This is a genomic window from Micromonospora sp. NPDC050980 (assembly GCF_040653835.1).
Lineage (GTDB): Bacteria > Actinomycetota > Actinomycetes > Mycobacteriales > Micromonosporaceae > Micromonospora.
Window position 1 is genome coordinate 34,113 of record NZ_JBFAGS010000012.1, and the last position, 17,328, is coordinate 51,440.

Annotated in this window: 13 protein-coding genes; 6 read left to right on the forward strand and 7 right to left on the reverse strand. The window is 71.9% G+C overall.

The genetic code is table 11. The annotated features are described in order from the left end of the window. Nucleotides 1–256 precede the first annotated feature (256 nt). The gene (gene murJ, locus AB0H28_RS19105) at nt 257–2,002 is read right to left on the reverse strand and encodes a murein biosynthesis integral membrane protein MurJ (RefSeq protein ID WP_358041520.1); all 1,746 of its coding nucleotides are present in this window, start codon (nt 2,000–2,002) and stop codon (nt 257–259) included. 131 nt (nt 2,003–2,133) lie between these two features. On the opposite strand from murJ, the gene AB0H28_RS19110 reads away from it, so the two are divergent. Together AB0H28_RS19110 and AB0H28_RS19115 are read left to right on the forward strand one after the other, a co-directional pair. Further along, nucleotides 2,134–3,597, forward strand: a complete 1,464-nt coding sequence (locus AB0H28_RS19110) for a CCA tRNA nucleotidyltransferase (protein ID WP_358041522.1) — start codon at nt 2,134–2,136, stop codon at nt 3,595–3,597. 186 nt (nt 3,598–3,783) lie between these two features. Then, the gene (locus AB0H28_RS19115) at nt 3,784–5,823 is read left to right on the forward strand and encodes a S8 family serine peptidase (RefSeq protein WP_358041524.1); all 2,040 of its coding nucleotides are present in this window, start codon (nt 3,784–3,786) and stop codon (nt 5,821–5,823) included. A 66-nt stretch (nt 5,824–5,889) separates the two neighbouring features. Here AB0H28_RS19115 and AB0H28_RS19120 read toward each other — a convergent pair whose 3' ends face one another. The 4 genes from AB0H28_RS19120 to AB0H28_RS19135 are packed head-to-tail and all read right to left on the reverse strand — an operon-like array spanning nt 5,890 to nt 9,614. After that, nucleotides 5,890–7,395: an SPFH domain-containing protein gene (locus AB0H28_RS19120; protein ID WP_358041527.1), complete on the reverse strand. Its 1,506-nt coding sequence runs from the start codon at nt 7,393–7,395 to the stop codon at nt 5,890–5,892. A 27-nt stretch (nt 7,396–7,422) separates the two neighbouring features. Continuing rightward, on the reverse strand, nt 7,423–7,965 hold the full coding sequence (locus tag AB0H28_RS19125; protein WP_358041530.1) for a hypothetical protein: 543 nt from the start codon (nt 7,963–7,965) through the stop codon (nt 7,423–7,425). Nucleotides 7,966–8,007: 42 nt separating this feature from the next. After that, nucleotides 8,008–9,108 carry a hypothetical protein gene (locus tag AB0H28_RS19130; RefSeq protein ID WP_358041533.1) on the reverse strand — a complete coding sequence of 367 codons (1,101 nt, stop codon included), beginning with the start codon at nt 9,106–9,108 and terminating at the stop codon, nt 8,008–8,010. Beyond that, nucleotides 9,105–9,614 (reverse strand): SigE family RNA polymerase sigma factor, encoded by a 510-nt coding sequence (locus tag AB0H28_RS19135; protein WP_358041536.1) that lies wholly within the window; start codon nt 9,612–9,614, stop codon nt 9,105–9,107. The genes AB0H28_RS19130 and AB0H28_RS19135 overlap by 4 nt, the downstream gene beginning before the upstream one ends. 67 nt (nt 9,615–9,681) lie before the next feature. Here AB0H28_RS19135 and AB0H28_RS19140 point away from each other — a divergent pair, with 67 nt between their 5' ends. Beyond that, nucleotides 9,682–10,161, forward strand: a complete 480-nt coding sequence (locus AB0H28_RS19140) for a methylated-DNA--[protein]-cysteine S-methyltransferase (protein ID WP_358041539.1) — start codon at nt 9,682–9,684, stop codon at nt 10,159–10,161. Nucleotides 10,162–10,227: 66 nt separating this feature from the next. Here the strand turns inward: AB0H28_RS19140 and AB0H28_RS19145 are convergent, their stop codons facing one another. Beyond that, entirely contained in the window at nt 10,228–11,307 is a 1,080-nt protein-coding gene (locus AB0H28_RS19145) for an inositol-3-phosphate synthase (protein ID WP_358041542.1), read from the reverse strand. Between the two features lie 23 nt (nt 11,308–11,330). Continuing rightward, nucleotides 11,331–11,969: a PadR family transcriptional regulator gene (locus tag AB0H28_RS19150; protein WP_358041545.1), complete on the reverse strand. Its 639-nt coding sequence runs from the start codon at nt 11,967–11,969 to the stop codon at nt 11,331–11,333. Between the two features lie 178 nt (nt 11,970–12,147). Here AB0H28_RS19150 and AB0H28_RS19155 point away from each other — a divergent pair, with 178 nt between their 5' ends. The 3 genes from AB0H28_RS19155 to AB0H28_RS19165 all read left to right on the forward strand — a co-directional run bounded on the left by AB0H28_RS19155 (nt 12,148) and on the right by AB0H28_RS19165 (nt 17,322). After that, nucleotides 12,148–12,594 (forward strand): DUF5318 domain-containing protein, encoded by a 447-nt coding sequence (locus tag AB0H28_RS19155; protein WP_358041548.1) that lies wholly within the window; start codon nt 12,148–12,150, stop codon nt 12,592–12,594. Nucleotides 12,595–12,788: 194 nt separating this feature from the next. Then, nucleotides 12,789–15,638, forward strand: a complete 2,850-nt coding sequence (locus AB0H28_RS19160) for a transglycosylase domain-containing protein (protein ID WP_358041551.1) — start codon at nt 12,789–12,791, stop codon at nt 15,636–15,638. Between the two features lie 124 nt (nt 15,639–15,762). Beyond that, nucleotides 15,763–17,322, forward strand: a complete 1,560-nt coding sequence (locus AB0H28_RS19165; RefSeq protein ID WP_358041553.1) for a glycosyltransferase 87 family protein — start codon at nt 15,763–15,765, stop codon at nt 17,320–17,322. The last annotated feature ends 6 nt before the right edge of the window (nt 17,323–17,328 follow it).

Below are 17,328 nucleotides of genomic sequence, written 5' to 3' on the forward strand. Positions count from 1 at the left end.
GCCGCAGCCGGCGGGTAGCCAGTCACCGCGGACACGCACCGCCAATCTAGAGGTTGACGGCAAGTGCTCGGCGCACCGGCGTGCCGGTGCGCCGCGCCGGTGCTTTCCCCGTCCCGGCCTGGGCACCCTCGTCCGTACGGTTGGTTGTCCACAGGCCGAGAGGCCCACTGGACGGCGGAATCCCGAGTTATCCACAGCCGTATCCCCAGCCTGGTGATCCTCGTTCACCGTCGGTCACGAGGGACCCGGCGCCGGTTCAGCGCCCGAGCCGCCGCCGCACCATCCCCACCACCTCGGTGATCTCGCCGATCCGCAGCAGCATGGCCAGCCCGAGGTAGGTCCCGCCGATCGCCGCGCCGCCGATCACCAGTTGGACCGCCGCGGCCGGCCGGCTCAGGCCCTCCGGGTCGCCGGGAAGCACCGCCACCACCAGCGCGCCGACCAGCGCGGCGCCCAGCGCGGCGACCACCACCCGACCGAGGGTCTTCATGATCCGACCCAGCCCGATCCGGCCCACCCGGGGCCGCAGCAGCATCGCCGAGATGATCGCCGCGGCCAGGTACGACACGGCGTTGCCGAGCATCATCCCGGCCGCCGCGAACGTGTTCGAGAAGATCAGGAAGAGGCCCACCTGGAGCAGCACCCGCAGGATCACCACCGGGATGTTGACCAGCGCGGGGGTGCGGGTGTCCGGCAGCGCGTAGAAGGCGAACGTGAAGAGCTGGCTGACTGCGAACGGCACCAGGCCGAGCGCCGCCACCAGCAGCACCGTCGAGGTGGCCACCGCGTTGTCGCCGTTGAACGCGCCGTAGCGGAACACCATCACGGAGATCGGCCCGGCCAGCACCGCGTAGCAGACCGCGATCGGGGCGAGCACCGCGGTGACCATCCGGGTGCCCCGGGACAGGTCGGCGGTGACGTCGGCGAAGCGGCCCTCGGCGGCGGCGGCGCTCATCCGGGGCATCAGCGCGGTGATGATCGAAACCGCGATGATGCCGTGCGCCATCATCAGCAGCAGGAAGACGTTGTTGTAGATCAGCAGGCCGGCGTTGTTGCCACCGGCGGCGCGGGTGAGCAGGTTGACCACCACGAAGAGGCCGAGCTGGTTGACCCCGACGTAGCAGAACATCCAGCCTCCGAGCCGGGCCAGCTCGCGTAGCCCGAGCGCCCGGAAGTCGAACCGCCACTTCCAGCGGAAGCCGACCTTGCGCAGCGCCGGCAGCAGGCCGGCGGTCTGCACCGCGACGCCGAGCAGCGTGCCGCCGCCGATCAGCAGGATCCGTTCCCCGCTCATTTCGCCGGGCTGGATGATGTTGGCGCCGAAGACCGCGATGTAGATGCCGCAGACCGCGATGACCACGAGGTTGTTCAGGATCGGCGCCCACATCGGGGCGGCGAAGTGCCCGCGGGTGTTCAGCACCGCGGCGATCAGCGCGCTCACGCCGGTGAAGAACAGCATCGGCAGCATCAGGTAGGACAGGCCGGTGACCAGGTCCTGGTAGTTCTGGTCCTTGCCGCCCGCGTAGATGGCGGTCAACACCGACGCCCCGGCCATGGCGATCAGCGCCACGGCGGCCAGCGCCAGCACGGCCAGGGTGAGCAGCCGCTGGGAGTATGCCTCGCCCCGGTCCGGGTCGGCCTTGCGCCGCCGAACCAGCACCGGGATCAGCACGCTGGTGAGCACGCCGCCGAGCAGGAACTCGTAGACCTGGTTCGGCAGGAAGATCGCCGTGGTGTAGGCGTCACCGACCAGCGCGCCGCCCAGCGCCGCGCCGATCATCAGGTTGCGGATGAAGCCCGTACCCCGGCTGACCAGGCTGCCGATCGCCATCACCGCGCTGTTCGCCGCGGCGCTGGTCTCGCCGACCACCTCCTGGGGCGGCGCGACCGCCTCGACGCCGGGCTGGTTCAGCGGCTCGGCCGAGATGAAGGTGGCACCGTCGTCCGGCGGCCGGCCGCCGCCGTGCGCGTTCGCGCTGCGGTAGAGCCCGCCGCCGCTCATCTGCCAGCCTCCAAGGGGGTACGCCGGAACCGGGCCCGCCGGCCCCGCCAACCGGAACCTTAGTCACCCCGGGCCCGTTACCCGCGCCCGGCGCGGTCGATCCACCCTCGGCCCGATAGGCTGGCGCTCCCATGTCCGAAGCCTCCGCCTCCGCGTCCGCCGCCGAACGCCACGAGCTGACCGCCGCGCAGCGCAACGCCGTCGCCGAACTGCTCCGCGTCTCCCCGGTCGCCGACGAGCTGGGTCGGCGCTTTGCCCGCGCCGGTCACGAACTGCACCTGGTGGGCGGGTCCGTCCGGGACGCGCTGCTCGGTCGGCTCGGCAACGACCTCGACTTCTGCACCGACGCCCACCCGGACGAGACCGTGCGGGTGGTCCGGGGTTGGGCCGAGTCGATCTGGGAGACCGGGCGCGAGTTCGGCACCATCGCCTGCCAGCGCGACGGGCTCACCCTGGAGATCACCACCTTCCGGGCGGAGGTCTACGACCAGGTCAGCCGCAACCCGGTGGTGCGGTACGGGACCAGCCTCGTCGAGGACCTGAAGCGGCGCGACTTCACCGTCAACGCGATGGCGGTGAGCCTTCCCGAGCACGGGTTCACCGACCCGTACGGCGGCCTGGCCGACCTGGCCGCCAAGATCATCCGTACCCCGGGGACGCCGCAGGAGTCGTTCCGCGACGACCCGCTGCGGATGCTGCGGGCGGCCCGGTTCGCCGCCCAGCTCCGCTTCGCCGTCCACCCCGACGTCCGTGCGGCGATGACCGCGATGGCCGCCGACCTCGACCGGATCACCGCCGAGCGGATCCGGGACGAGTTCACCAAGCTGCTGTGCGGCGCCGACCCGGTGACCGGGCTGCGGCTGCTCGTCGACACTGGCCTGGCCGAGCGTTTCCTGCCGGAGCTGACCGGCCTCAAGCTCACCATCGACGAGCACGCCCAGCACAAGGACGTCTACGAGCACACGCTCACCGTGGTCACCAACGCCATGTCGATGGAGCCCGACGGCTGCGACTTCGTGCTGCGGATGGCCGCGTTGATGCACGACGTCGGCAAGCCCGACACCAAGGCGGTCGGCGCGGACGGCCGGGTCAGCTTCCACCACCACGAGGTGGTGGGCGCCCGGCTCACCAAGGCCCGGATGAAGGCGCTGCGCTATCCCAAGGACGTCACCTCCCAGGTGGTCAAGCTGGTCGGGCTGCACCTGCGCTTCTACGGGTACGGGCGGGGCGAGTGGACCGACTCGGCGGTGCGCCGGTACGTCACCGATGCCGGTGACCTGCTGTCCCGGCTGCACAAGTTGACCCGCTCCGACTGCACCACCCGCAACCGGCGCAAGGCGGCCCAGCTCGCCGCCGACTACGACGCGCTGGAGGAGCGGATCGCCCGGATCGCGGCCGAGGAGGACCTGGCCCGGGTCCGGCCGGACCTGGACGGCAACGCGATCATGGAGCTGCTCGGCGTGCCGCCGGGGCCGGTGGTCGGCCGCGCCTGGGCGCACCTCAAGGAGCTGCGCCTGGAGCGCGGGCCGCTGGACCGCGACGAGGCCGAGGCGGAGCTGCTGCGCTGGGCGCGCGCCGAGGGCATCGTCGGCTGACCGCCCGGTCCCGGCGAAAAGTTGACGACGATACGCCGGCGTGTCGACCGAACGGATGACGTGTTCCGGTCGATCTCTCCCGCATGATGTTGGTCATCACCAGCCCCCCGACCCGACGGGCGCGGCTGTCCTGATCGCATCCGCCCGTCCACCCCGGACGGCCGCTGGACACGGGGAGACCATTCAGTGTCACGTCACGGCGCCCTGCGCCGCTCCGCGCTCGTGGGGCTCGCCCTCACCTCCGCCACCTCCATCCTCTGCGCCGCCACCGGCGGACCCGCCCTGGCCGCGCCGGACGGGCCGAGGCGTGCCCCGGTCCGGGGCGCCGACACGGCCCAGGCGGTGCCCGGCCGCTACATCGTCGTCCTCAAGGACGGCAAGGCCAGCCCGGCCAAGGTGAAGTCCGCCGCGTCGGCCCTCGCCGGCGAGCACGGCGGCTCCGTCCGCCGGGTGTTCGGCAGGGCGCTGCACGGCTACTCCGCCAGCATGGACCGCCGGCAGGCCGAGCGACTCGCCGCGGACCCCGACGTCGCGTACGTCGAGCAGGTCCAGCGGGCGACGGCCACCGGCAGCCAGACCACCCCGCCGTGGGGCCTGGACCGGATCGACCAGGCCAAGCCGAAAGCCGACGGTCGCTACACCTACCCGGCGACCGGTGCCGGGGTGACCGCGTACGTCATCGACACCGGCATCGACGTCGACCATCAGGACTTCGGCGGGCGGGCCGTCAACGGCTACGACGCGATCGAGTCCGACGACGTCGCGCAGGACTGCGACGGGCACGGCACGCACGTGGCCGGCACCATCGGCGGCACGAAGTACGGCGTGGCCAAGGACGTCAAGCTGGTCGCGGTCCGGGTGCTCGACTGCACCGGCAGCGGCGACAGCGAGCAGGTGATCGCCGGCATCGACTGGGTCACCGCGCACGCCACCGGGCCGTCCGTGGCCAACATGAGCCTGGGCTTCCCCGGTGTTAACCAGGCGGTCGACGACGCGGTCGAGCGTTCCGTCGCCGCCGGCGTCACCTACACGCTCGCAGCCGGCAACGACTGGAAGAACGCCTGCTCCTCCTCGCCGGCACGAGTGCCGGCCGCCATCACCGTCGGCGCCACCGACCGGATCGACCTGCGGGCCTGGTTCTCCAACTTCGGCCCGTGCCTGGACACCTACGCGCCGGGCACCGGCATCGTGTCGGCGAAGGCCGGCACCGCCGCCGGCACGGAGTCGATGAGCGGCACCTCGATGGCCTCCCCGCACGTCGCGGGCGCCGCCGCGCTGCTGCTCGAAGCGCATCCGGGCTGGACCCCGCAGCAGGTCCGCGACTCGATCGTGGACACCAGCATCGCCGGCGCGGTGCACGACACCATGGGCTCGGTCGACCGGCTCCTGCACGTCGGCGACGCCGTGGTCGCCCGCGAGTCCTACGGGCTCAAGGCCCGGGGCAACGGCCGCTACGTGACGGCGGAGAGCAGTGGCACCAAGCCGTTGGTCGCCCGCGGCACCGAGGCCGGCGCCTGGGAGAGGTACGACGTGGTGGACGCCGGCAGCGGCTTCTACGCGCTGCGCGCGAAGGCCAACAACAAGTACGTGACCGCCGAGAGCAGCGGCACCAAGCCGCTGATCGCCCGGTCCGCCGCGATCGGCGCCTGGGAGAAGTTCCAGATCGTCGCCAACAACGACGGCAGTATCAGCCTGAAGGCCGCGGTCAACGGCCGGTACGTCACCGCACCGAGCACCACCAGCCCGCTGATCGCCAGCAAGACCGCCATCGGCACGGCGGAGAAGTTCGACTTCGACGCCGCCGCCCCGGTGGTCGGCATCAGGGCGGTGGCCAACGGCAGGTACGTGACCGCGGAGTCCAGTGGCACGAAGCCGCTGATCGCCCGGTCCGCGACCGTCGGCGCCTGGGAGAAGTACGAGGTCGTCAGCGTGGGCGACGGCTACTTCGCACTACGTGCCCTGGTCAACAAGAAGTTCGTCACCGCCGAGAGCGGCGGCGGCAAGCCGCTGATCGCCCGGGCCGCTACGGCCGGCGCCTGGGAGGTCTTCGACTTCCTCGACTACAACGCCGACGGCTCGGTCTACCTGCGGGCGAACGCCAACGGCAAGGCGGTCACCGCCGGCAGCACCGGGGGCAGCCAGCTCATCGCCGGCCGCGTCGTCAATTGGAACAGCGCGAACCTGGGCCTGGGCAACGGCGAGAAGTTCGTCGTCGCCGCGCTCTGAGCCGCACCACCCACATAACGGCGCCCGCCGGCTCCCCGAGGGGAGACCGGCGGGCGCCGTCGTTGGTCACGAGTTGACCGTGCTGCCGTCCACAGTGCTCTTGCCGTTGGTGTGCGCGCTGCCCAGCCGGGCGAGCAGACCGGCCAGGTCGATGCCGGTCAGGTCGCTGCCGAGCTGGAGACCCTGGGCGACGTTGCCGGCGACCGACTTGGTCAGCGACGAGGCACCGTCGGTGGAGATGACGGTCATCTTGTCGATCGCGCCGATCGGGGCGCTCGCCGCGCCGACCACCTCGGGTAGCACCTTGACCAGCAGGTCCAGCACCGCCGCCTCGCCGTACGCGGCGAACGCCTCGGCCTTGCGGGCCATCGCGTCGGCCTCCGCCTCACCCTTGGCCAGGATGGCCGCGGCCTCGGCCTGACCTTCCCGCTCGACCGCCTCGGCGATCGCAGACCGCCGGCGCTGCTCCGCCTCGCCCTCCTTGGCGCCCTCGATCGCGTTCGCCTCGGCCAGCGCGGCCCGGCGGGCCCGCTCACCCTCACCGGTGAGCCGGGACTGCTCGGCGACCGCCTGGGCGGCGGCGATGGTGGCCTGCCGCTCGGCGTCGGCGCGCAGCACCGCCGCGTTGCGGGCGGCCTCGGCCTCCTGCTCCACCTTGTACCGCTGGGCGTCGGCCGGCTTGCGCACCTCGGTGTCGAGCTGCCGCTGCTTCAGCTCGGCGTTGCGCTCGGCCACCTTCTGCTGCTCGGAGAGGATCGCCTGGTCCCGCTCGGCCTGGGCGAGCGGCCCGGCCGCGGCCGAGCGTGCCTTCGCCGCGTCGATCTCGGCCTGGATGCCGGCCTGCTTGAGCGACAGGTTCCGGTTCGCCTCGGCGATCGCCTCCTCGGCGAGCAGCCGCTCCTGTTCGGCGGCCTGCCGGGCGCGGGCTTCGGCGATGGCGGCGTCCTTGAGCACCCGGGCGGCCTCCGGCCGGCCCAGGTCGGCCAGGTAGGAGCCTTCGGCCAGGATGTCCTGGAGCTGGAACGTGTCCAGCACCAGCCCCTGGTTGGTCATCGAGTGCTCGGCCTCCTCGGCGACCGCGCTGGCGAACGCGGCGCGGTCCCGGATGACCTCCTCGACGGTGAGCCGGCCGACGATCGAGCGCAGCGCGCCGGCCAGCACCTCCCGGGTGAAGTTGTCGATCTCGTCCTGCTGGTGCAGGAAGCGCTGGGCGGCGGCCCGGATCGCGTCCTCGGTGCCGCCCACCTTGACGATGGCGACACCGTGCAGGTCGGCGCGGATGCCCTGCTTGCTCACCGCGCCGCGGATCCCGACGTCGATGCGGCGGCTGGACAGGTCGAGGGACTGCAGTTTCTGCACGACCGGCAGCACGAAGACCGAGGCGCCGAGCACGACCTTCTGGCCGGACATGTCGGTGGATCGGATGCCGTCGGCGGTCTGGGTGGTCCGGCCCTTGCGGCCGGTGACGATGAACGCCTCGTTCGGCCCGGCCACCTTGATCCGGGAGAGCACGAACAGGACGAGCAGGACGGCGAGGAGGACCGCGCCGCCGATGGCGACGAGCAGGGGCATGGGGGTTCCCGTCTGTTGTGGAGGAAGTCAGTAGGTTTCGACGTGCACGCTGGTCTCGCTGAGCGCTTCGACCACGAAGATGCGGGCGCCGATTCCGATGGGCCGGTCGGCCCGGGCGTTGAGCTTGACCGGCTGGCCGGCGAGACGCACCCGGACCTCGCCGTAGCCGCCGTTGGGGATCGGGGTCACCACCAGGCCGATCGCGCCGGTCAGGTGGTCCCGGGTGGGGGTGGCGTCGGTGCGCATGTTGCGGGCCGCGCGGCTCAACCGGGTCGCCAGCCAGCCGGTGGGCACGGCGGCGAGAACACCGCCGGCCGCCGCCGCCGCGATCACCCCGGGGGTACGCCCCCCGAGCATTTCGTTGACGATCGCGGCGCCGAAGCCGAACGCGCCGGTGAACCCGGCCACCGCCTCCAGCGACACCGGCCCGTCGACGTCCGGATGGCCGAGGTGCAGCACTCCCGAGCCGAGCAGGGCGAGCGTCAGCACACCGACACCGACCCCACCGATGATCAGGAAGATGAGCGTCCCGGTGGCCACGACCTGCACGGTAGCGGTGTCGCGCAACATCGACTACGTGCAGCGAACCGCCAGCTTCCGCCGGGCGACCGCTCAGCGCGGCACGATCGTCAGCTCGAAGCTGACCAGTTGCCTCGGTAGCGGCTGGCGGACCAGTTCCCGGCCGGTGGTGTCGGCGAGCACGAAGTCGCGCGCGCCGAGCGGCCGGCGGTAGAGCAACCGGTCGGCGGTGACCCAGGCGACGTCGGCGGTGGGCAGCGGGTTCACCACCCGGCCGGTCGTGGTCTCCACGAGCAACGGCTCCTGCTGGCCCTGGACCACCACCAGCGTCCCGTCCGGCGACCAGGCGTTCGGGCCGACCGGCGTCCCCGGCATGTCGATCAGGCGGGTGGGTCGGCCGTCGTCGGCCGACAGGAGCTGCACGCCCTTGGGGAGGTCCCGGGGCCAGGCCTCCGACTTCTGTTTGCTCAGCGCCAGGGCCACCTCCCGGCCGCTGCGCGTCCAGGTGAACTCGCACCGGTCTGCGCACGGCCAGCCGAGTTCGCCCACCGGATGCGTCTTCCTCGTGCCGTCGAGATCGAGCACGACGAAGCCGAAGTGGTCGACCTGCCTGGTGGTGAACAGCAGCCGCCGGCCGTCCGGCGACCAGCGTGGGGCGGTCAGCGCACGGCCCACCTCGTACCAGCGGGTCTTCCCGGTGGCGAGGTCGAACAGACCGATCTCCCGGGGCCGGCCGTCGTCCCGGACCGCGACGAGGGAGCCGGTCGGCGCCGGGAAGATGCCGTCGTAGCGGTCGGTGGCGAAGTACCGGCCGCGTCCACGGTCGAGCAGGAACCCGCTCCCGGAGCCATCCGCCGTCTGGGCCCGGGTGACCACCCAGTCGCCGGGGAGCACCAGTGGCCGTTCCGCCCAGTCCGGGCCGGGTGCGGCGCGGAGCGCGGGCGAGGGGGTGGCGGAGAGCCGCGGCGTCGTGGGCGTGGTGGGCGGCGGAGCCGGGCGGGGGCGCAGCAGCACGAACGGCAGGGTCACCGCGACCACCGCGACCAGCGCGGCGACGGTCGTGCCGATCCGCCGTCGGCGGCGCAGCCGCCGGCCCCGGCCGAGCGCCCGCGACGCCAGGTCCGGCGCGGGCGCGGCGTCGCTGGCGAGGTCGCGCACCGCCGTCCGCAGCGTCTCGTCCAGCGAGGTGCTCATCGGGTCACCTCCGTCGTGGTGGTCAGCTCGTCGAGCGCCGGCACGAGTTGCCGGAGCCGGGCCAGCGCCTTCGCGCTCTGGCTGGCCACGGTGCCGGGCCGGCAGCCGAGCATCGCCGCGGTCCGCTCGACGCTCAGGTCCTCCAGGTAGCGCAGCGTCAGCACGGCGCGCTGGCGGGGCGGCAGCGCGCGCAGCGCGTCGCGCAGCAGCAGCCGCAGGTCGCTGTCGTCACCCGCCGCCGGCCGTTCCGGCAGGTCCGCCACCGGCACCTCCGCGCGCCGCGCGCGCCGCCGCCAGCCGGAGACCTGGTCGTGGTAGAGGATCCGTTTCACGTACGGCTCCGCGTCGCCGCGGATCCGCGGCCACCGGGCGTACGCCTTGGCCAGCGCGTTCTGCAGCAGGTCCTCCGCCGCGTGCTGATTGCCCGCCAGCGCGTACGCGACCCGCAGCAGGACCGCTCCCCGTTCGTTGACGAACGCGGTGAACTCCCCGTCGACCTCGGCCACCGTCCACCTCCGTCTCTCCGACGCCCGGGGCGGGGGAAACTTTGCCCGCCGCGCGACAATGGGCGGCATGCGCTGGACCGTGCTCGACTCGCCGATCGGGGAGTTCTCCGTCGGCACCGACGCCGACGCCGTGCGCGGCGCGCACTTCGGCCGGGTGGCCTCGGCCGACGAAGAGCCCGGCGACGACCTGGCCCGGCGGGCCGTGGCGGAGTTGCGGGCCTACTTCGCCGGCGAGCTGACCGAGTTCGGCGTGCCGGTGTCGGCGCCCCGGGGGTCGGAGTTCGAGCGTGCGGTCTGGCGGGAGATGACCCGCATCCCCCACGGAGAGACGACCACCTACGGCGAGGTGGCCCGGGCGCTCGGTGACCCGGGCGCGGCCCGGGCGGTCGGGGTGGCCTGCAACCGCAACCCGGTGCCGGTGATCGTGCCCTGTCACCGGATCGTCGGGGCGGGCGGCAAGCTGGTCGGCTTCGGCGGCGGGCTGCCGCGCAAGGTGACCCTGCTGGAGTTGGAGGCGGCCGTGGCGCTGCGCCGTGCCTGGTCCTGACCTACCCGAGCGAGGAAGGCCGGGTCCGCGCGGACCCGGCCTTCCTGCATCTTTCTGCTCGGCGCGTCAGCGCTCGACCTCACCGGCGATGAACGCCTCGACGGCGGCGTGCGCGTCGTGGTCGGCGTACTGCTGCGGCGGGGACTTCATGAAGTAGGAGGAGGCGGAGAGGATCGGGCCGCCGATCTTCCGGTCCAGCGCGATCTTCGCGGCCCGGACGGCGTCGATGATGACGCCGGCCGAGTTCGGCGAGTCCCACACCTCGAGCTTCAGCTCCGCGTTGAGCGGGGTGTCGCCGAAGGAGCGGCCCTCCAGGCGGATGTACGCCCACTTGCGGTCGTCGAGCCACGGCACGTGGTCGGACGGCCCGATGTGCACGTCGCTCTTCTGCATCTCGTGCGGGATCTGGGAGGTCACCGACTGGGTCTTCGAGATCTTCTTGGAGACCAGGCGGTTGCGCTCCAGCATGTTCATGAAGTCCATGTTGCCGCCGAAGTTGAGTTGGTACGTGCGCAGCAGCTCGACCCCGCGGTCCTCGAAGAGCTTCGCCAGCGCGCGGTGCACGATGGTGGCGCCGACCTGGCTCTTGATGTCGTCACCGACGATCGGCAGGCCGGCGTCGGTGAACTTCTGCGCCCACTCCGGGTCCGAGGCGATGAAGACCGGCAGGGCGTTGACGAACGCGCAGCCGGCGTCGATCGCGGCCTGGGCGTAGAACTTGTCGGCCTGCTCGGAGCCCACCGGCAGGTAGGAGACGACCACGTCGACCTGCGCGTCGCGCAGCGCCTGGGCCACGTCGACCGGCTCGGCGTCCGACTCCTCGACGATCTCGCGGTAGTACTGGCCCAGACCGTCGAAGGTCGGGCCGCGCTGCACGCTGACGCCGGTCGGCGGCACGTCGCAGAGCTTGATGGTGTTGTTCTCGCTGGCGACGATCGCCTCCGCGAGGTCCATGCCCACCTTCTTGGCGTCCACGTCGAACGCCGCGACGAACTCCACGTCCGAGACGTGGTAGTCGCCGAAGGTGACGTGCATGAGACCCGGGACGCGGTCGTTCGGGTCGGCGTTCCGGTAGTACTCCACGCCCTGCACGAGGGACGAGGCGCAGTTACCCACACCGACGATGGCGACGCGGACGGAGCCCATAGCGTCTGCCTCCTTCTTCTTCATCACGGCCGCTCTGTCCTGGACGGGCCAGGCGTGGGCGGGCTGTCGTTGTCTCCTCGGCCACCGGCCGCACCGGGTTGCGGAGCGGTCGGGGCCCGGCCGGAGCGCTCGTTGGCGATGAGCTCCTCCAGCCAGCGGACCTCGCGCTCACAGGCGTCGAGCCCGTGGCGTTGCAGTTCCAGGGTGTACGCGTCGAGGCGCTCGGCTGCCCGGCCGAGCACGTCACGAAGACCCTCGCGACGTTCCTCGATCTTGCGACGACGACCTTCCAGGATCCGGAGCCGGGTGGCCTGGTCGGTCCGGGCGAAGAACGCGAAGTGCACGCCGAAGCCCGTGTCGTCGTACGTCTCGGGTCCAGCCTGCGCTATCAGCTGGGCGAAGCGTTCCTTGCCCTCCGCGGTAATGGTGTAGACCACCCGACCACGTCGGCTGGTCAGCGCGGGAACCTCCTCGGCGGTCGCGGGTGTCTCGGCGGCCTCGGTGATCCACCCCGCCGCCTGCAACCTGCGCAGGGTCGGGTAGAGCGAGCCGTAGCTGATCGCCGCCCGGATGGCGCCGAGCTTGGCGGTCAACTCCTTGCGCAGCTCGTAGCCGTGCATCGGAGCCTCCTGGAGGAGGCCCAGGATGGCGAATTCGAGCACGGGCGCGCCATCCCTTCTTTCCCCCTGCGCGGAGCGCTAACCACCGCGATGTATCGGGCCGATACATCGCACGTTAGCGGACGGGGGTGGCCAGGGCAAACCCCCGGTTACGCGACGCGGTCATCACCGATCGTGACCGTGGTCGCCTCGGTTCGCCGGAGCGCGTACCCTTTGCCGCATGCGTACGCAGCGCCAGATGGTCGACTACTCGCTCCAGAAGCGAGCGGTGCTGCGTGAACTCCTCGCCGGGCGGATCGGCACGTACGACGTCTGCGACGCCTCGCCGTACCTGAAGAACGCCGCCCGCTTCCACGGCGAGCCGACCGACCACCGTTGCCCGATCTGCCGTAGCGAGAACCTGATCCACGTCCACTACATTTACGGTGACGAACTCAAGCAGTCGGCCGGCCAGGCGCGTACCCGGGCGGAGCTGCCCGTCCTGGCCATGACGCTGCGTGAGTTCCAGGTGTTCGTGGTGGAGGTCTGCCCCGGCTGCGACTGGAACCATCTCGTCGAGCAGTTCCTGCTCGGTCGGGACGGCCTCGCGGGCGAGGCGGCGGACGCGGCCGGGGCGGCCGTGGCCGACGGCTCCACCCCTCGGCGAAGGCGAGAGGCGCAACGGTGAACGCGGCTGTCCCGATCGTCGCCGGCCCGTTGTCCGGGCGGCGCGAGTGGCAGCCGTTAAGCGTTATTGGTCCGAATAGGTCGGATTTGACGGACGCGCGCCGGCACGGCCGGCAGATGGCGTCCCGTGTTTCAGCTCACGGCAACCCGGTGGCGACGCCCCCGCGTCCCACCGCGACCGGCAGGGTGTGAGGAATGAACTACGGCGATTCCAGTTCTTCGCGTGGGCGGGCCCAGATCCCGGGCCCGAACGGCGACCCCGGCTCCGAGCGGAGCCCGCGCGGGAACGGCTGGTCCGGCGCCCCGGAGGGCGGTGCCTCGGCGAGGGCCTCGGTCACGCCGCGCGGCACCAGCGGCCGAGCCCCGGTCAGCGGCGTCCCGCCGGCCCCCCGCGCAGCCGCGGGCGCGGTCCCGGTCGGCCGGGCCGGCGCGGGCCGGGCCTCGGTACCCGTCTCGCCGGCCCCCGGCGTCTCCGGACGCGCGGGCACCGGGCGGGCGTCGGTCCCGGTCTCCCCGGCCGGCCCGGCGGGGCGTGCCTCGGTGGGCGCGGCCCGGGTCGGCGCGGCGAGCGTGGGCGGCGCCGGCCGGGCGAGCGTCGGCGCGGCGCCGGCCGGTGGCCGTGCCGCGGTGGCCCGGGCCGGCGTGCCCGGCTTCAACGGCGGCGGTCCCGGCGGCCCGGGCGGCCCGCCCGGCCCCGGGCGGGGTGGCCGCGGTGACGGCTCGGCCCGGGCGAAGAAGCGCCGGCGGCTCAACATGCTGATCGCCGGCTTCGCCGTGTTCATCATGCTCGCCGGCATCGGCGTGGTGAGCTTCACCTGGTACTCGCAGAAGGTGCTGCTCCCGGAGGACACCATTCCGCCGCTGTCCACCACCATCTACGACCGGACCGGCAAGACGCCCATCGCCCGGATCGGCGACCAGAACCGGCAACTGGTCACCATCGAGCAGATCCCGGTGTGGGTCCAGCACGCGGTCGCCGCGGCGGAGGACCGGAACTTCTACCGCCACTCCGGTGTGGACTACAAGGGCATCGCGCGGGCCGCCTGGAACAACGTCAGCGGCGGCGACAAGCAGGGTGCCTCGACCATCACCCAGCAGTACGCGCGCAACGCGTTCGACAACCTGAACCAGGACACGTACGGCCGCAAGGTGAAGGAGGCGATCCTCGCCTCCAAGCTGAACGACAAGTACGACAAGAGCGTGATCATGCAGCACTACCTGAACGTGATCTACTTCGGCCGCGGCGCGTACGGCATCCAGGCGGCGGCGCGGACCTACTTCGGCAAGGACGTCGCCAAGCTGACCGTGGCCGAGGGCGCGGTGCTGGCCGCGCTGATCAAGCAGCCCGAGCCGAGCGCGACGCACCAGGGCTACGACCCGGCGATCAACCAGCAGGCCGCGGTGGACCGGTGGAACTACGTCATCAACGGCATGATCACCGAGAAGTGGCTCGACGCGCCGAACATGCCGCCGCACCCCACCGAATATCCCCTCAAGTCGCTCCAGAAGCCGTCAAAGAACAGCGCCGGCGGCTTCGGCATCGACACGCCGTACGGCAACGTCGTCAACTACGTCTCGCAGGAGTTGCGCGAGATGGACCTCTGCACCGACGACGAGGCCGAGGCGACCGACGCCAGGCCGCTCTGCTCGAAGGCGTTGAGCCGCGGTGGTTACAAGATCACCACCACCATCGACCGGAAGATGCAGGAGGCGGCGCTCGACGCGGCCCAGCGGGCCAAGAAGGGCTCCGAACTCAACGGGCAGCCGAAGAACCTGATGGCCGCCGTGGTGTCGATCGAGCCGAAGACCGGGGCGGTGCGGGCCTACTACGGCGGGGACAACGGCACCGGCACCGACTACGCCGGCAAGAACGTCGACAACGGTGTGATCAGCGGCGGGCACTCGCCGGGTTCGACCTTCAAGATCTACACGCTGGCGGCGGCACTGAAGGAAGGCATCTCGATCAAGTCCCGCTGGAAGGGCTCGGCGTTCACCCCGAAGGGCACCAAGTTCAAGGTGAGCAACGCCGGCGCGGACAAGGTCTCCTGCGGCGACTCCTGCACGCTCGAGGTGTCGACGCTCAAATCGCTGAACGTGCCGTTCTACTACATCACCGAGAAGATCGGCCCGGACAAGGTGCTCGACATGGCCAAGCAGGCCGGCGTCACCACCATGTGGCGGACCGACACCAACCCGGCCCAGGCGTACGACCTCACCAAGGTGAAGGACATGAACGAGGTCGCGCCCGATCCGTTCTTCAATGTGGTCGGCTACGGCCAGTACCCGATCACGGTGCTCGACCACGCCAACGGCGTCGCCACGTTCGCCAACCAGGGCGTCTACAACAAGGCGCACTTCGTGAAGCTGGTGCAGAAGCAGAACCCGAACACCGGCAAGTGGGACACCGTCGGCGGCGAGAAGCTCAAGCCGCAGCCGAGGATCGACAAGGACGTCGTCGCCGACGTCACCTCCGTGCTGGAGAAATACCCCGCCGCGGTGGGTCACCGGCTCGACGACGGGCGCCAGGCCGCCGAGAAGACCGGCACCTGGGAGCTCGGCGACGGCAGCACCGACAACGGTGACGCCTGGATGATCGGTTACACGCCGCAGCTCGCCACCGCCGTCTGGGTCGGCAACGTCGGAGACCGCAAGGCGATCAAGTACAAGGGCGGCGGGAGCATCAGCGGCGCCAAGATGCCCGGTGACATCTTCGAGCGCGTCATGAACGACGCGCTCAAGGGCGAGGAGAAGGAGGAGTTCCCGCCGGCCGCGAACATCGGCAAGGACGACGTCGGTAACGGCGAGATGCCGGCCGCGCCGCCCCCGCCGACCGGCCAGAACTGCGACCCGCTCGGCCTGTTCTGCCCCGACGGCAACCAGGGCGGCGGGAACCCCGGTGGCGGGAACCCCGGTGGCGGGAACCCCGGCGGCGGCAACCCCGGCGGCGGAGGTGACCAGGGCGGCGGTCTTCCCGGCTTCCCCGGTAACGGCGGCCGGGGCGGTGGCGTGTTGCCCACCACGCCGCCGACCAGACAGGCGAACTGACGCGCGTAGCACCTGACGGCGGCGGCCGGACCCGAGCGGTCCGGCCGCCGCCGCGTTTCGCGGACCGGAATTTCTCCGCGCGGGGCGGGACGGACACCCCCGACGTACGGCAGGATGCCTCTCCATGAGCACCCAGTCGACCGCAGGCATCGATGAGCCCGGCTCGTCCGGGGAGGCGCCCCCGCCCGCGGTGGCCGCCGACCACCCGTCCCGTTCGGACTGGTTCGTACGCGGCACGTCCGGCCTGATCGGCGGACCGCTCGGGGACCACGCCGCCGCCCTGGACCGGCCGGCCGGCCGCGACGGTCGGTTCCGGACCGCCGCGCGGATCGTGCTGGCCCTGGTCTGCCTCACGCTCGCCCTGCACTGGGTGCAGAAGTCACCCTGCCAGGACGGCGCCTGGCAGGACAACGTGCAGTACACCCGGATGTGCTACACCGACGTGCTGGCGCTCTATTACGCCGAAGGGCTCAACGAGGGCAAGGTCCCCTACGCCGACCACCCGGTGGAATATCCGGTGCTGACCGGCTACTTCATGGGTGCGATCGGCCTGCCGGTGCACGCCGTCGGCGTCGACACCCCCGGCATGAACCAGGGGCAGTGGTTCTACAACCTGACCGCGCTGGTGCTCGGCGCGCTCGCGGTCGCCACCGTCGCGGTCATCCTCAACCTCCGGCGCCGACGACCCTGGGACGCGGCGCTGTTCGCGCTCTCCCCGGCGCTGGTGCTCACCGCCACCGTCAACTGGGACCTGCTCGCCGTCGGCCTGGCCGCGTTCGGGCTGCTGGCCTGGGCGCGCACCCGACCCGAGCGGTACGGCATGCTGCTGCCCGGGCTGGCCGGCGTGCTGCTCGGGCTCGGCGGCGCGGCGAAGATGTGGCCGCTGTTCCTCCTCGGCCCGATCCTGGTGCTCACGCTGCGGGCCGGTCGGCTGGTGGCCGGGCTCGTCACCACGGCCACCGCACTGGTGACACTGGTCGCGGTGAACCTGCCGGCGGCGATCCGATACCCGGAGAGCTGGGGCCGGTTCTTCGACCTGAACACCACCCGGCCCATCGACTGGGGCACGCTCTGGTACATCGGCCGCTACCTCGACGGCCGGATCAGCCCGTCCGCCCCCGGCGAACTCGGCCCGGTCGAGTGGCTCAACGCCAACATCTCCACCCTCAACTGGGTGTCGTACCTGCTCTTCGGGCTGGCCTGCCTCGGCGTGGCCGCGCTCGCGCTGCTCGCCCCGCGCCGGCCCCGGCTGGCCCAGCTCGCCTTCCTGATCGTCGCCGCCTTTCTGATCTTCAGCAAGGTCTGGTCGCAGCAGTTCGTGCTCTGGCTGCTGCCGCTCGCGGTGCTCGCCCGCCCGCGCTGGGGCGCGTTCCTCGCTTGGCAGTTCGCCGAGGTCTGCTACTTCGCCGCCTTCTACGGCGAACTGCTCGGCACCGCCACCTCCCGGCCGGTCTTCCCCGAGGGCGTCTTCGTGTTGGCATCCACCCTGCGCCTGGTCACCGTGGCGGTGCTCTGCGGGTTCGTGATCCGGGACATCCTGCGACCGGAGCAGGACGCGGTGCGCCAGACCTACGCCGACGATCCCGACGGCGGGCTGCTCGACGGCGCACCCGACGCGCCCTGGCACCAACGATGGCGCTCCGGCTCCGCCGCCGACCGCCCCGTCGAGCCGGTGCCCGCCTGACCGGAG

Coding starts and splice junctions, on each gene's coding strand:
- AB0H28_RS19145 (WP_358041542.1), bottom strand. CDS start 11,307: ATGGGCTCCGTCCGCGTCGCCATCGTCGGTGTGGGTAACTGCGCCTCG.
- AB0H28_RS19140 (WP_358041539.1), top strand. CDS start 9,682: ATGCGCTGGACCGTGCTCGACTCGCCGATCGGGGAGTTCTCCGTCGGC.
- AB0H28_RS19120 (WP_358041527.1), bottom strand. CDS start 7,395: ATGCCCCTGCTCGTCGCCATCGGCGGCGCGGTCCTCCTCGCCGTCCTG.
- AB0H28_RS19130 (WP_358041533.1), bottom strand. CDS start 9,108: ATGAGCACCTCGCTGGACGAGACGCTGCGGACGGCGGTGCGCGACCTC.
- AB0H28_RS19110 (WP_358041522.1), top strand. CDS start 2,134: ATGTCCGAAGCCTCCGCCTCCGCGTCCGCCGCCGAACGCCACGAGCTG.
- AB0H28_RS19125 (WP_358041530.1), bottom strand. CDS start 7,965: ATGTTGCGCGACACCGCTACCGTGCAGGTCGTGGCCACCGGGACGCTC.
- AB0H28_RS19155 (WP_358041548.1), top strand. CDS start 12,148: ATGCGTACGCAGCGCCAGATGGTCGACTACTCGCTCCAGAAGCGAGCG.
- AB0H28_RS19160 (WP_358041551.1), top strand. CDS start 12,789: ATGAACTACGGCGATTCCAGTTCTTCGCGTGGGCGGGCCCAGATCCCG.
- AB0H28_RS19165 (WP_358041553.1), top strand. CDS start 15,763: ATGAGCACCCAGTCGACCGCAGGCATCGATGAGCCCGGCTCGTCCGGG.
- murJ (WP_358041520.1), bottom strand. CDS start 2,002: ATGAGCGGCGGCGGGCTCTACCGCAGCGCGAACGCGCACGGCGGCGGC.